Raw genomic sequence first — 12,895 nt, forward strand, 5'->3', positions numbered from 1 at the left:
GCGCACCCCCATCGTTTCGATTAGCGCTTCAGCTCCTGCCAGCCCTTGGCGGAAGCGGTCGGTGAATCGGGCTCGGCGGAGAGGCCGGAATAGTCCGTGGAGTCGGCCGGAGCGAGTACCTTCCAGTCGCCGGCCGACCAGTGAAGGTCGACCGGGTACACACCCATGCGGGTCTGGGTCCCCTGGCCGGGCGAAGTGGTGGTGTAGGTCGCCAGCAGCAGGACCTTCGCCGTGTCCGCCTCCGCCGTCGGTACCTGGTACTCGACCGGGGCGAGGACGACCGAGGCTCCCGTTGGGACCTGGCCGCTCGTCGAGATGCCCACGCTCTTACGGGTCCCGGTCGGCCCCTTCGCGAACTGCCGCGGGGCGTCGGGCCAGGACGGGTCGGCGACGAGCCGTCCGACGGCGGCGGCACGATCGGGCGACAGGGTCGATCCGATCTGCCGCATGTATTCGGCGGCGGCCGAAACCGCCCCGACCGTGGAGTGCGGGTATCCCAAGCTAACGCCGTTGACCAGGTGCCGGCCTTGCACGAGCTGAAGCGCTCCGGTGAGCGCGGCCTTCGAGGAGGTTGGCACTGCCTTCGGACTCGGAGAAGACGAGCTGACGCCCGGCGGGTACTTCGGCTTCGGCGGCGCGTACGTCTTCGGCCCGTGCGGGCCGAGCTGCGACACGACACCGACGCCCACGGCGACGAAGGCGAGCGCCCCGGCGACACAGAGGAGTACGAGCGGCAAGGCACGCCTGCGCCGGCGTTCGAGGAACGGATTGGACACGACGATTCGCTTCCCCTCTTACGCCGCGGCACCGAATACGGTGTTGACGACGGGGATGGCGCACGCCGTGACGATGACTCCGCCCATGCTCCAGACAAGCGACCTCTTACCTTTGTCCGCATTGTCGGGCCTGTTGCTCAGGTGTCCAACGCCCATCAGACCGCCGGAGACGACCGCAGCTATGGCGCAAGCGATCAGCGAGCCCCATTTCGCGTACGAGATGAGCAGATTCGCGCCCTTGCTGCCGTTAGTGGGGTCGGCCGGGGCGGGGTTGTTAACCCCGTCCGCCAGAAGGCGCGTCACGGCATGCGCGACGTGTAGGGAAATCATGGGGGCTCCAATTGCTGCGGAGCGACAGGACCGCGGATGCACGAGATCCGCTGATAACCAGCCGGTTCCGCGCCTATGAACAGTCATTGAGGAAAGCCCAGTTGCTGCGGAGTGTGAGACCCATGGTTTGGCTGTTCACTCTGGCTAACGAGCTGTGGCAGAAGAATAGGCAGATGTTGCCTGCACACGTCAACGAGTTCAGGCGTGACCGAGGTCACACAAGCCACATTAGCCTCACCAGTCACATCGTTCACTCTGGATGACTTCAGTCACTGTGTGCGGCGAGGGGCGGACAGCGACCGCAAAGTGGGGGCCGACAGGCGACCTGATCTTGAGCCGCCCAGGCCATGAGCACCAGTGAGGCCAGGCGTCCGCAGTTGGCTGCACCCGCAGGCGACCTCCGCCGACGCCCCAGACGCTGAAGCCACCGCCACTCATCGTGACGTGCGTCACGGACGACTTTCGTTGACTGCTTTCTTCGACCTCTGCCTATTGTGAGCGCCTCAGTAATTGACTCACGTTGACGACCGGCATGCATTGCGGGCCGCTCGCCGACTGCCGCGCCTAGCGAGAAGGCCGGGAAAAGACGGGGGCTCATGAACAAGATCATTGTCGGCGTCCCGGTCGGATTCGCCGCTCTGGTGCTCTCCGTCGCGCTGGCCGGAGGCGGCGCGAATGCGATCACCCCAGCTACCCAAAGCTCGGACGAGTGTGCACCTCACGTCGCCGCCGGATCACCCATGGCCGACGGGACCACACTGACTTCGGAGCAGATCAACAACGGCGCCATCATCTACCAGATTTCGGTCGACCTGAAGCTTCCTCAACAGGCCCCGGTGATCGCGATAGCCGTCGCCATGCAGGAATCCTCGCTCATCAACTTGCCGAACGGGGACCTTGATTCGATCGGGTTGTTCCAGCAACGCCCTTCGCAGGACTGGGGAAGCCCAAGCCAGTTGATGGATCCGGCGTATTCAGCGAAATCCTTCTACACACACCTTCTCCAGGTGCCCAACTGGCAGAGCCTGCCCGTAACTCAGGCCGCCCAGGCGGTTCAGCAGTCAGCGATACCCGACGCGTACACAAAGTGGGAACCGCTCGCCCACCAGCTCGTCGCCACCGTCGGCGGAGGCGCGACCAACTGCTCGGGAGGGTCGCAGGACGGCGCGGGCGAGACCATCACGGACCCCGTGCAACTCCCCGCCGGCTTCAGCCTTCCAGCAGGCACCCCGGTCCAGATCGTCACCGCGGTCTCGTACGGAATCCAGAAGCTCGGCATGCCCTACCAATGGGGCGGCACCGGCAACCCCAGCTACGACTGCTCAGGTCTGATGATGATGGCCTACGACGCGGCCGGAGTGACCATCTCGCGCACCACGTACACCCAAGTGCTCGACGGCACCCCCATCTACAACGCCTCCGACCTCAAGCCCGGCGACCTCATCTTCACCGCCGGCTCCGACGGAACGCCCACAAACCCCGGCCACGTCGGCATGTTCCTCGGAAGCAACCTCGTCCTGGACGCGCCGCGCACGAGTAAGGACATCCAGACCACCCGATTCGACGACGGATACTGGAACAAGGAATCTGTGGCATTCCGCCGCATCGTGCACTGAGTACCGGCCCCGCGCCGACACCCGCCCCGACGGCCGCAAACGCTTCGCCTGGACCGACTACCGCGACCTCCTCCAGGCCGCCCACCAGCAACTCGGCGGCCCGATCGTCCTTGTGTAGGACAACTTCAACACCCACCTCGCCGCCGGAATGCGCCGCTACATCGCCGACCGCGACTGGCTCACCGTCTACTAACTACCCTCCTACGCACCCGACCTCAACCCCGTCGAACGCATCTGGTCCGTACTGCGACGCACCACCACGGCCAACCGCGCCTTCACCGGCCCCGACGACCTGATCCCCGCCGTCCGGCGGGGCCTACGCCAACTCCAGTACCGCAGCGACGTACTCGACGGCTGCCTCGCCGGCACCGGACTCGTCTGCACCCCACCATGACGACACCACACGTTCACGGTCAGTAGCCGCCCTTCGGCGTGCCACTTTACCGAGGGAGAAACAGGTGGTCCCGGGAGCCGCGAGACCGCCCGGCAGGCGTTCCCGCGGCCCCCGGAACCGGCCCGCGCTCGACTCAGTACCAGACCTGGTACGGGCCGCTGTTGCACGGGTACGCCCGCACCCCGTCGACGTAGTTGTCGTCGAGGCAGTCGGTGAAGCCCCCGAACTGCGCCCGGAACACCAGCCCACCGCTGACGTGGTCCACTCGCCAGCTCTGCTCCGTCGAGGAGTCGCAGGTCTGGGCGCCGTACACGGAGTACGACATGTTGTCGCGGGCTAGGCACACCCCGGTGGCGACGTTCTGGAACCGCTTGGTTCCGTCGGCCCAGGCGTGTACCCGCCACTGCTGCCAGGCTCCGCCGTTGCACCCTTGCGAGTGGACGTTCTCCCGGGAGTTGTAGTCCAGGCACCACCCGGTCTGGTTGTTCCTGTATGTCTCCACCGGATCCGCCGACGGGGCCGCCGAGGCGACCCCCGTCGTCCCGGCCAGGGCGATCGCTGCGCCCGCCAGAGTCCCCGCCATGCCCCGCTTGCCGATCATGTGAACCTCTCCCCTCGGTCTGTGCCCGCCTGTGGCGGTCACGGTAGGAGAGCTGGCCGCCGGCCCGCTCCTGACAGATGGCAGGGTGCGCCGGGCGGTCAGGCGGGACGGCGCCCGCGGGCGGACACGCGAAACGGCCCATACCCGGGGTGGTGCTGTGGTGTTCCGGGTACGGGCCGATCCGAGCGGAGGTCGAACTGAGCCCGGGTCAGTGAGCTTCTTCGAGGTGGCTACCGATCGAGTGACGGTCGGCGGTCTGCGACTGGTCGGGCGAATTCGACAGGCTGTCGCTGGCTTCCCCGGACCATGACGGGAGCTGGGCGGACGGTGCGCGGTAGGCACGGATCAGTTCTGCCAGGCGTTGTGTACGGCTGGCGTCGGCCACCGTCCATACCAGCAGAGCGAGTACCGCCACGACGAGCACACCGAGCACCGCTGCCGCCAGAGGCAGGCCGCCGACCAAGACTCCGCCCGCTCCGGCCATCGCTCCCGCCCCTGCCATTACCTTCGCCTTCACCCCGCCCACCAGAGTCAACCCTTACCCGGACGACGGTGCTGGCTCTCACGTATGCCGCATCGCACGGGCCACGCCCGGACGACCAGTCGCATGGCGTGACGGGTCTGTCTGCGCCGTCGAGCCGGCCCCTCGGCGAGATCCCACAGCTCTCCGCGCCACTCTTCGCTGTACCGCATCCGTTCGGCCGCGGGCAGGATGCGCAACGCCACCCGGACCAACCATCCGGCACACGCGGCAGTCCGTACCTGTCCCGTCGCCAACACCCCGTCAAGCGCGGCAACGGTTCCGAGCTCGACCACGATCTTCCGCGCCTGGGCTCCCGCTCTTTCCAGCACTACGACGACACGGCGGGCGCTGTTGAGGTCGAGGTCGTAGTCGAGACTGCGGACCAAGTCGAGATCAAGGTCGAGACCACGGACCGGGCCGATCTCGCCGACGAAATCGCGGACGAGGTCGAGGTGGACGGCAAGGTCGCCGACGATTTCCCGGGCTCGATTGAGGCGGGCCTGATCGAGAGCACCCTCCAACTCATGGGCGCGATCTCGGGCGAATTCGAGCTCGCGGGCGATGGCGAGGGCAGAGTCCCGAGCGCGGGCAAGGACGGAATCGGGGGCGCGGTGGTGATGGGTTGTCGCGCGGACCTCGGAGGCACCGGCATTGCTCATGAAGTGGTGCCTCCAGCCAGACCCGGGCGCAGCGCGCGCAGGGCACTGCGTTTGGCAGATGCAACTGCCAGGGCCATCCGAGCCCTCTCAGCACCTTCTGGGTTGAGCCGGTAATACCGGCGGCGTGGCCGACCCGCCTGACTCGCGTCGACCTCCTCCCAACGGGAGTCCAGCCAACCGGCAGACTCCAGCCGGGCAAGGATCGGGTGGATCGTCCCCGAGGGGAGCTCCGCCACCGCACAGATCTGCAATCCGTACAGCTCTTCCGTCGGCTTCACGAGCAGGGCCCGCAGCACGGCCTGCGTCTGGAGCGTCATCCGCGGTCCCCCGGAGTCCGGCGGATGCCCACTTCGCTTCATCATGCTTGAACTCTACCAAGCCCTAGGTAGAGATAGGGCACGTATGCCGCCTGAGGCCATCTTCCGCTCGCGTACTAGAAAAAGATCAAGTGCTGACCGGGCGTGGCTACGGGTCACGCTTGACCACCGCGTAGCAGCGCGATCAGCCAACCCCGCATCAGGGGAGCCGCTCAGCCTGGGCCGACACGAAGAATTCGGCGTCGAATCGGCGTCACCGCCTACACCCTCGGCATGCGTCACGCCTTCGACGCCGACCAGCGCGAGCCCGAGTGCAGCGGCGGCAGCGATATGCAGGGAACGGGCGGGATGCCCAAGGAACGGCTCTTCGGACCGTCCGCGCCACCCTGCGCGGATCACGTCGAAGTGATCCGGCATGGTCTCTGACGATTGGTCTACGCAGTACCGAGGGGGTCTCCCGGCGTTCGAAAGCCCCCACCGCGTGAGTCCCGTCGTACGGGGTCACTTCCGCATGTGCAGTCCGGCGCTTAGTCCGCTGAGGGTGCGGCCGAGCAACCGGGAGACGCACGTTCGCGAGTACGGTTGCCGCTGACGGGCCCCGCGGGGCGCCCCCCATCAGCGGTCCACATCGAAAAGCTTCCGTCCTGTCATAGGCCGGGCGACTTCTTGAATCCTTGGCCCGACACCGCTGGAAGCGGCAGCCGGTGGCCGCCACATCCAGCGGGTGGTCGCTAGGCCGAGAGGTCGGTGGGAGCCCGCTCAGAGGCTCTGACCAGAGTGCCCCTGTCGCGAGTGACCCATTCGTCGGCCCACTCCCGACGCCCGAGCCAGCGGACTTTGACGCGGCCAGGCGCAACGTCGAGGATCTGGCCCCACAAGTAGTGGCCGTTGGCGTCGCGGCAGGTCGAGATCCAGAGGCGTCCGACCCACTCGTGCGCCGGCTCCTGGGAGTAGCGGTCAATCGGTTGTGTGTTCATCGCCTTCTCCAGGTGGTTGCTAGGTGGCGGTCGGCACGACCGCTGTGACTGCGCTCGCCCATCCCCGTCGGGTCCGGCACGGATGGGCGGGGAATCTCCGCGTGGACCTGCGGGCCGAGTTGCGAGCGTCAGTCCGCACCGCGACGGCGATGATCTCCCGCAGCGGTCCTTGCGCCGGTGGAGCGCCAGGCTCGGACATCGACGCGGCGGTAGCGGCGCCCGCTGGCTTCTCGTACATAGCGAGGGCCGCGGCCGTCCGACCCCAATGTCAAAAGCCCTTGGACGGAGATGCCGAGGAAGTCGGCGGTTTCCGCTGCCGTCCACCATCGACGGCGATCGGGCAACGGCCGACGGACGTTCGACTTGCTCAACGGCCACGCTCCGGCTCCGAGGCGCGCTCGGAAAGCCAGGCCCGAACGGCGGCCGGCTCGTACCGACGGTGGCGTCCGACCTTGTACGAGCGGGGACCGGTCCCCTTCCAGTTCATCTGGTACAGCGTGTTTTGCGGGATTCCCAGAAACTCAGCGGTCTCCTTGAGGGTCCACAAGCGATCTTGTGTGTTCATGGGCACTCATCTCTAGCTCTCTGTCGATTCGACATCATTCTCTGTCGGATCGGCGACTGAGTTGAGCTTCCCCAGGCACTCCCCTCGCTGTCAATAAGACAGAATAAGTTGTCGAAACGACAGCAATGAGGGGTTCCGCCTTGAGTCGATGCCGCCGCTAGATGCCTTTGAGCTGGAAAGATGGTGCATCCGGCGCCGTACGATGGGATCTGTCGGCAGACCAAGAGCACCTAGACGGACACGACCCGGCACTGTCGATTGCACATCCAACCGTCTCTAGGTACAGTCGCCGATACGACAAGGCGAGGAGCCTGGATGACCAACCCCTCTGCCCAACAGCCCCCAGGGCTGTCGGTCAGCGACGTCGTCGTGCTTCGACTCAAGGAAGCCCGACTGCGGCGAGGCTGGTCAGCACAACAACTCGCCGAGGAGTGCGCGAAGCACGGGGCTTCAAAGTTCACAAAGTCAGTGATCAGCAACATCGAGAGCGGACGGCCGGGCCCTGATGGCCGCCGTCGGCGCGAGTTGACGGTCGATGAAGTCATGACGCTGGCGTACGTCCTGGACGTCGCGCCGATGCATCTGCTCGGACTGCCCGAAGGCGACAACGCCGCTCTCGGCGTACAGATCACCCCTGACTGCCTTGTTACGGACAGAGAGGCGCTGCTGCTGTGGATCCGCGGAGACAGAGCCTTGCCGGGAAGCGATACGCGTCACTTTTACGCCGCGTCGCTCCAAGATCTACCTTCGTCTGACCCGAACAAGCAGACGGCCGATTATGCCCGCTCAATTCTTCAGGACCGCGCGCGAGAGTTGTTGGACTCGTTCAACACCCAGACAGCCGCATTGGCCGCGGATGCCGCGACCCGGATGCAGTCGTTGCTGTCCGAGGTCGAGTCCGCCCTCGCGGCAGGCGCTGACACAGACGAGATTTTGACTCTTCTGCAGCGTGCAAAGAAGGACTAGCAGCGCGACACGGCCACGCCACTGGTGTGCCAATTCATGAGGCCGGAATCTCCGGCTCGCGACTCGCCAACAGAAAGCACTGACAAGGCGTTCGCCACTCCACTCTTTGGCATGCCCTCGTCAATATATAAGGGCACAAAACGGCATGTCCGAACCGTACGACAGATGGCACAAGACCCACCCACGGGCCGATGAGGCACAGTGTCGGGCGCATAAAAAAGTCCCTTCCGCACGCCACGGGCAAGGGATGCGATGGCTGGCCCGCTGGCGAGATTCCGATGGCAACCAAGTAACCGAAGCCTTCGAGAAATTCGACGATGCTCGCAAGCGGCTTTCCAAGGTCACCGTCGAAGTAGACGAAGGCACCTACATCGCCAAGGAGAAGGGCGACACTCTCCTCAGGTCCATCGCTGAGCAATGGCTCGATGACCAGAGCTTCCCCAACCCTCGGACCAAACCTCAGTACGAGTCACGGGTTCGACTCCACATCATCGAGCCGTTGGGTGACATCAAGATCCGGCAGCTTACGCCGTCAAAGATCGTCGCCTGGATCAAACTCCTACGCAAGACGCTCGGCGAACGGACAGCCGGCCTGATCTACTCGCACCTGAACTCCATTCTCGTCATGGCCGTGGATGACGAAGTCGTGCGCAAGAACCCATGCGATTCTCGGTCCGTCCAACGGGTGAAGCCTCGCCGACAGATCAGGGGGTCCAAGGATCTTGCCGTCGACTGGAACGACTCCGAAGGCATAAAGATCCACCTTCCAGACCCCTACAAAGCGACCGTCGACTGCGGGCGCGGGATCGGCATGCGCCAAGGCGAAGTGTTCGGCTTCAGTCCGGACGACATCAACTGGCTGCACAAGGAGAAGGTCGTCCACATACAGCGTCAGATCGCCCACGACCGTGGCGTGATGGTGTTCGCACCGCCGAAAGGAGGAACCGAAGAGGATCCGAAGGACAGGTACGTGCCCATCGGCGACGAACTCGCCTTCATCCTCGCCGAACACATACGCCTCTTCCCACCCGTCGAAATCACCCTGCCCTGGATGGAGCGTGACGGGCCGCCCGTCACCGTCCGCTTGATGTTCGCCTCGCGCGAGCGCAAGCCGCTCAACAAGAACTACTTCAACTACCTCTGGAAGGCCGCACTCGAAGCGATCGGCCTGATCGAGGCGCTCAACGACAAGCCAGTAGGTCGCGGGCGCGTGTGGGAGAAGTGCCGCGAGAAGATGATGCACTCGCTCCGGCACCTCTTCGCTTCCGAGGCCATCGCCGGTGGAGTGGACGTCTACACCCTCGCCGACCTCCTAGGACATGAAGACCCGGCATTCACTCTCCGCATGTACGTCCACCGGGTCACCGGCGCCGTCGACAAGGCACGGCAGGCGATTGGCCAGCGCTACCGGTCCGCGGCGTGAGCGAGCGCGCCCCGATGTGGACCAATTGTGGACTGGCGACCGAGGAGGCCCCGTATGGCCAGGTCAAAGCCATGTTCGAGCTGTACTTCGACATCTAAGCCCGGGCTGCCGCCCCGTGCGGCAACCCCCACCAGATGCACCGGAGCCCCGCCACCTCCCTCCCGGAGCGTGACGGGGCTCCCTCGCGTCGGCGGTGGGATCGATCCCCGGGACAGCTCCCGTCAGGCCGGAGAAGGCCAGGTGCTGCGAGGATGACGTCCGCGTGGGCATCGGGCCGCGCTGCCCGTGGCCGTGGTCGGCCGGGTGGCTTCTGCTGATGGTGGTGTGTGCGAGGGGCGTCGGCTATTCGCCGGTGGCGCCGTCGATGGCCTCGCGGAGGAGGTCGGCGTGGCCGAGGTGGCGGGCGTACTCCTCGATCACGTGCTCGAGGACGAAGCGCACGTCGGTGGCGCCGAATTCCGGGTTCGGCATGATGCGGGTGAGGTCGGCGGTCACCTTCGTGAAGAGCTGCCGCGACTCCTCGCACGACGTCAGGTAGTCCTCGTAGACGTCCTCGGCGGACGTGGCGTCCGACTCGTCGTACCACTCGTCGCCGTCGGGGGTGGTGTAGGTCCGGTAGGGGAAGAAGCGAGGCGCGGTGTCGGCCAACGTCCGCTGGAACCAGGCACGTTCGACTCCTTGCAGGTGGCGCATGAGCCCCAGCAGGGTCAACGCCGAGGATCGCAGCGGGCGTTGGCGCAGTTGGGCGTCCGTAAGGCCCTCGCACTTCCACAGGAAGGTCGCCCGGTGGTAGTCGAGATTCGAGGCGATCACCTCCAGCCAGGAGCCTGACAGCACGCGGTCGGGCCGCACGATGTTCTGCACCACGATGTCGCTCACGCTGGGGTCTCCCCTACCGGTCGTGCTCGGCCGAGTTCGTACGTCCCCAGGAAGACCTCACCGCGTGCCGGAACTCATCGCCCGCCCGCGATTCGAGGAGAAGCGGCCAGGTGTGCCCTCCGCCGATCTCCACCGCGAGACCGGCGGAAGGCTCAGTCCGCGTCCGTGTCCGCTGTTTCGCTGGACGTCGGCGGCCTCTTCTCGTCGACGGCTTCGCTGTATGAGGCCAGTACCTCGTCCATCACCTCGTCCTCCAGGGTCTCCCTCTGGTAGAGCGTCTTGTCCTCGGCGGGGGTGGTGCCCGGCTCATCCGTCATGACCTTCGCATGTCCGCGACGACGAGGTTGATACCGACCAAGGTCGCTTCCGATCCGCGGGAGACGCTTCGTAGGGGGCTCCCCACGCCGCCGGACACGGTCCGTGGCGGCGGGGTGGGGTTGGGGGGAAGGCGGGCGAGGGGGTGTATACCGTGTATACGATGGGGTGGGGCTTCTGGCCCATGGGTTTGAACTGATGACGGAAGGCAGGCACGTCAGCATGCTCACCACGGATTCCATTCTCGGATCGGCCACATGGATCGACATCGCGGCGAAGGACACGCTGGCCGCGGCCGGGTTCTACGGGGCGGTGTTCGACTGGACGTTCCACCCGGCGGGGCCTGACGCCGGGAGTTACGGGACCTTGCAGAAGGACGGGAAGATCGTGGCGGCGCTGGGGCCGCTGGTGGACGAGGGGGCGACCCCGGCGTGGACGGTGTACTTCGAGACGCCGGACGTGGAGGCCACCGCGAAGGCGGTCGCGCAGGCCGGTGGGGCGGTGCGGGCCGAGCCGTTCGACGCGCGGGACGCGGCGCGGATGGCGGCGGTCACCGATCCGGGCGGGGCGGAATTCGCGCTCTTCCAGCCGAAGGCTTTGAAGGGTCTGGAGACCACGTCGGTGTACGGGTCGCTGGGGTGGGTCGAGCTCCAGACGGCGGACCCGGCCGCGGCGCTGGAGTTCTACCGCGGGCTGTTCGGCTGGCGGGGGGCGGACACGCAGGTGGGTGACGCGCCGTACACGTTCGTCTCGACCTCGGAGGGCGACCAGGGGAACACGGCCTTCGGCGGCATCACGGCCGCGCAGGAGGGTGTGAGCCCGCGCTGGGTGCCGTACTTCGACGTGGCGGACGCGGACGACATCGTCACCCGCGTCCAGGGCGCGGGCGGGACGGTGCTGGTGCCGACCGTGGACGTGCCGGGCATCGGCCGGATCGCCTGGTTCGCCGACCCCTCAGGCGCGACCTTCGCCGTACTCCAGCCCGCCTGATCCCGGCTGTCCCGCGCCGCCCCGGGGCCGTACGCCCCGGGGCGGCGGTCTGTCCGGGGCGGGTCGGGCGGCGGCAGGGCAGACTGGGGGTATGCCTGAATTGCCGGAGGTCGAGTCCCTGAGCAGGTTTTTGGCCGAGCAGCTGGTCGGCCGTACGGTCGAGCGGGTGTACCCGGTCGCCGTGCACGCGCTCAAGACGTACGACCCGCCGATCGGAGCGCTGGAGGGGCGGACCTTCGACGCCGTGGGGCGGCACGGGAAATTCCTCGACCTCACGGCCGGGGAGCTGCACCTCGTGATCCACCTGGCGCGGGCCGGGTGGGTGCGGTGGACGGAGAAGATGGCGGACGCGCCGCCGCGCCCCGGCAAGGGACCGCTGGCACTGCGCGTACGGCTCGCCCCGGCAGGGGGAAACGGGGACGGGGCCGGGGCCGGAAGCGACACCGAAACCGGCGCCGGAAGCAGGGCCGGAAGCAGGGCCGGAACGACCGGCGGCGAGGGAACCGGCTTCGACGTCACCGAGGCCGGCACCCAGAAGGGCCTCGCGGTCTACGTCGTACGGGACCCGCTGGACGTTCCGGGCGTCGCGCGCCTCGGCCCCGACCCCTTCGCCGCCGACTTCACCCTCGCGGCCTTCACCGAACTGCTGGCGGGCAAGCGCAGCCAGATCAAGGGCGTACTGCGCGATCAGAGCGTGATCGCCGGGATCGGGAACGCGTACTCCGACGAAATCCTGCACGCGGCGCGCATGTCGCCGTACAAGCTGGCCGCCACGCTCACCGAGGACGAGGTGGCCACGCTCTACGACGCGGTCGGTACGACGCTGGCCGACGCCGTCGAGCGGTCGCGCGGGCTGCCGCTGCGCGATCTGAAGTCGGAGAAGAAGAGCGGGCTGCGGGTGCACGGGCGCAAGGGCGAGCCGTGTCCGGTGTGCGGGGACACGATCCGCGAGGTGTCCTTCAGCAACTCGGCGATGCAGTACTGCCCGACGTGCCAGACGGGCGGCAAGCCGCTGGCGGACCGGCGGATGTCCCGGCTGCTCAAGTAGGCGCACACGTGAGCTCGCGCGACCACTCCACCAGTCGCTCAGGCAGGCGCTCAAACAGGCGCTCAGGCGCTTGCCCACGCGGCTGCCCAAGCGGCCGGTCAACTGGCGCCGCACGGGCCCGCGTCGAGGTCTCGCCCGCTCAAGTGCGGTACGCCCCGCTCCGGTTCGGCGGACGCCGGGGTTCCGAGTTGGTTGACCGGTGACGTTAACCGTTGGTAGCGTAATGAGGCAAAAATGTGATCACCTGCTACCGGGCGTGGGCTCCTGCCATGCCAGGTGGATACCAGGGGAGTACCAGGTGTGATCGAACGCGATGGGGAACGCTCAGGCCCGTAAGTGCTCCCGCAGTCGCCCTCGTTGGCCCTTTTCGGCCAATCGGGGTGGCGTCGCGTTGTGGAAAGGCGCCCGCTCGGGGGCAGGCCGCCGATGTGGTTCTTACTCGGAAGAGACACGGGCGGATTTATGACTTCGGAAATTCTCCACCATTCGCGTCGCATGCCGTTTCCCGCGCGGCTC

The 12,895-nt window shown here is 66.7% G+C and carries 15 protein-coding genes and 1 pseudogene; 8 read left to right on the forward strand and 8 right to left on the reverse strand.

The annotated features are described in order from the left end of the window. Positions 1-20: 20 nt before the first annotated feature. On the reverse strand, positions 21-776 hold the full coding sequence (locus ACFY9V_RS07025; RefSeq protein WP_391159933.1) for a hypothetical protein: 756 nt from the start codon (positions 774-776) through the stop codon (positions 21-23). Between the two features lie 18 nt (positions 777-794). After that, positions 795-1,106 (reverse strand): hypothetical protein, encoded by a 312-nt coding sequence (locus tag ACFY9V_RS07030; protein WP_391159935.1) that lies wholly within the window; start codon positions 1,104-1,106, stop codon positions 795-797. Between the two features lie 596 nt (positions 1,107-1,702). Here ACFY9V_RS07030 and ACFY9V_RS07035 point away from each other — a divergent pair. Together ACFY9V_RS07035 and ACFY9V_RS07040 are read left to right on the forward strand one after the other, a co-directional pair. Beyond that, positions 1,703-2,722, forward strand: coding sequence for an NlpC/P60 family protein (locus ACFY9V_RS07035; protein ID WP_391159937.1), 1,020 nt, complete (start codon positions 1,703-1,705; stop codon positions 2,720-2,722). Then, positions 2,694-3,116 (forward strand): annotated as a pseudogene (locus ACFY9V_RS07040) (transposase). Before ACFY9V_RS07035 ends, ACFY9V_RS07040 begins: the two are co-directional and overlap by 29 nt. Positions 3,117-3,249: 133 nt before the next feature. Here the strand turns inward: ACFY9V_RS07040 and ACFY9V_RS07045 are convergent. Both ACFY9V_RS07045 and ACFY9V_RS07050 read right to left on the reverse strand, forming a co-directional pair. After that, the gene (locus ACFY9V_RS07045) at positions 3,250-3,717 is read right to left on the reverse strand and encodes an RICIN domain-containing protein (RefSeq protein WP_391159939.1); all 468 of its coding nucleotides are present in this window, start codon (positions 3,715-3,717) and stop codon (positions 3,250-3,252) included. A gap of 208 nt (positions 3,718-3,925) precedes the next feature. Continuing rightward, a complete protein-coding gene (locus ACFY9V_RS07050) occupies positions 3,926-4,234 on the reverse strand; it encodes a hypothetical protein (RefSeq protein WP_391159941.1) in 309 nt (102 codons plus the stop codon). A 35-nt stretch (positions 4,235-4,269) separates the two neighbouring features. On the opposite strand from ACFY9V_RS07050, the gene ACFY9V_RS07055 reads away from it, so the two are divergent. Next, a complete protein-coding gene (locus ACFY9V_RS07055; protein WP_391160622.1) occupies positions 4,270-5,013 on the forward strand; it encodes a hypothetical protein in 744 nt (247 codons plus the stop codon). On the opposite strand, the gene ACFY9V_RS07060 is transcribed toward ACFY9V_RS07055, so the two are convergent. Next, positions 4,896-5,261, reverse strand: coding sequence for a helix-turn-helix transcriptional regulator (locus tag ACFY9V_RS07060; RefSeq protein WP_391159943.1), 366 nt, complete (start codon positions 5,259-5,261; stop codon positions 4,896-4,898). The genes ACFY9V_RS07055 and ACFY9V_RS07060 overlap by 118 nt on opposite strands. A gap of 228 nt (positions 5,262-5,489) precedes the next feature. Between ACFY9V_RS07060 and ACFY9V_RS07065 the strand changes: the two genes are divergently transcribed. After that, positions 5,490-5,642 carry a hypothetical protein gene (locus ACFY9V_RS07065; RefSeq protein WP_391159945.1) on the forward strand — a complete coding sequence of 51 codons (153 nt, stop codon included), beginning with the start codon at positions 5,490-5,492 and terminating at the stop codon, positions 5,640-5,642. A gap of 918 nt (positions 5,643-6,560) precedes the next feature. On the opposite strand, the gene ACFY9V_RS07070 is transcribed toward ACFY9V_RS07065, so the two are convergent. Next, complete coding sequence (locus ACFY9V_RS07070) at positions 6,561-6,758, reverse strand: helix-turn-helix domain-containing protein (protein WP_391159947.1); 198 nt, start codon at positions 6,756-6,758, stop codon at positions 6,561-6,563. A gap of 315 nt (positions 6,759-7,073) precedes the next feature. On the opposite strand from ACFY9V_RS07070, the gene ACFY9V_RS07075 reads away from it, so the two are divergent. Continuing rightward, a complete protein-coding gene (locus ACFY9V_RS07075; protein ID WP_391159948.1) occupies positions 7,074-7,724 on the forward strand; it encodes a helix-turn-helix domain-containing protein in 651 nt (216 codons plus the stop codon). 247 nt (positions 7,725-7,971) lie between these two features. Further along, positions 7,972-9,147 (forward strand): tyrosine-type recombinase/integrase, encoded by a 1,176-nt coding sequence (locus ACFY9V_RS07080; RefSeq protein ID WP_391159949.1) that lies wholly within the window; start codon positions 7,972-7,974, stop codon positions 9,145-9,147. Positions 9,148-9,489: 342 nt separating this feature from the next. On the opposite strand, the gene ACFY9V_RS07085 is transcribed toward ACFY9V_RS07080, so the two are convergent. Together ACFY9V_RS07085 and ACFY9V_RS07090 are read right to left on the reverse strand one after the other, a co-directional pair. Then, positions 9,490-10,026, reverse strand: coding sequence for a DUF664 domain-containing protein (locus ACFY9V_RS07085; protein WP_391159951.1), 537 nt, complete (start codon positions 10,024-10,026; stop codon positions 9,490-9,492). Between the two features lie 152 nt (positions 10,027-10,178). Then, positions 10,179-10,343: a hypothetical protein gene (locus ACFY9V_RS07090; protein ID WP_391159953.1), complete on the reverse strand. Its 165-nt coding sequence runs from the start codon at positions 10,341-10,343 to the stop codon at positions 10,179-10,181. A 196-nt stretch (positions 10,344-10,539) separates the two neighbouring features. Between ACFY9V_RS07090 and ACFY9V_RS07095 the strand changes: the two genes are divergently transcribed. Then, positions 10,540-11,331, forward strand: a complete 792-nt coding sequence (locus tag ACFY9V_RS07095) for a VOC family protein (RefSeq protein WP_391159955.1) — start codon at positions 10,540-10,542, stop codon at positions 11,329-11,331. A gap of 91 nt (positions 11,332-11,422) precedes the next feature. Further along, entirely contained in the window at positions 11,423-12,379 is a 957-nt protein-coding gene (locus ACFY9V_RS07100; RefSeq protein ID WP_391159957.1) for a DNA-formamidopyrimidine glycosylase family protein, read from the forward strand. Positions 12,380-12,895 lie beyond the last annotated feature (516 nt).

Origin of the sequence: Streptomyces sp. NPDC008317, assembly GCF_042955955.1 — a bacterium.
Classification (GTDB): domain Bacteria; phylum Actinomycetota; class Actinomycetes; order Streptomycetales; family Streptomycetaceae; genus Actinacidiphila.

Bases quoted from the DNA above. Each gene is read 5' to 3' on its own strand.
- ACFY9V_RS07095 (WP_391159955.1), top strand. From the start codon at position 10,540: ATGACGGAAGGCAGGCACGTCAGCATGCTCACCACGGATTCCATTCTC.
- ACFY9V_RS07090 (WP_391159953.1), bottom strand. From the start codon at position 10,343: ATGACGGATGAGCCGGGCACCACCCCCGCCGAGGACAAGACGCTCTAC.
- ACFY9V_RS07065 (WP_391159945.1), top strand. From the start codon at position 5,490: ATGCGTCACGCCTTCGACGCCGACCAGCGCGAGCCCGAGTGCAGCGGC.
- ACFY9V_RS07035 (WP_391159937.1), top strand. From the start codon at position 1,703: ATGAACAAGATCATTGTCGGCGTCCCGGTCGGATTCGCCGCTCTGGTG.
- ACFY9V_RS07030 (WP_391159935.1), bottom strand. From the start codon at position 1,106: ATGATTTCCCTACACGTCGCGCATGCCGTGACGCGCCTTCTGGCGGAC.
- ACFY9V_RS07070 (WP_391159947.1), bottom strand. From the start codon at position 6,758: ATGAACACACAAGATCGCTTGTGGACCCTCAAGGAGACCGCTGAGTTT.
- ACFY9V_RS07075 (WP_391159948.1), top strand. From the start codon at position 7,074: ATGACCAACCCCTCTGCCCAACAGCCCCCAGGGCTGTCGGTCAGCGAC.
- ACFY9V_RS07100 (WP_391159957.1), top strand. From the start codon at position 11,423: ATGCCTGAATTGCCGGAGGTCGAGTCCCTGAGCAGGTTTTTGGCCGAG.
- ACFY9V_RS07045 (WP_391159939.1), bottom strand. From the start codon at position 3,717: ATGATCGGCAAGCGGGGCATGGCGGGGACTCTGGCGGGCGCAGCGATC.
- ACFY9V_RS07080 (WP_391159949.1), top strand. From the start codon at position 7,972: ATGCGATGGCTGGCCCGCTGGCGAGATTCCGATGGCAACCAAGTAACC.
- ACFY9V_RS07060 (WP_391159943.1), bottom strand. From the start codon at position 5,261: ATGATGAAGCGAAGTGGGCATCCGCCGGACTCCGGGGGACCGCGGATG.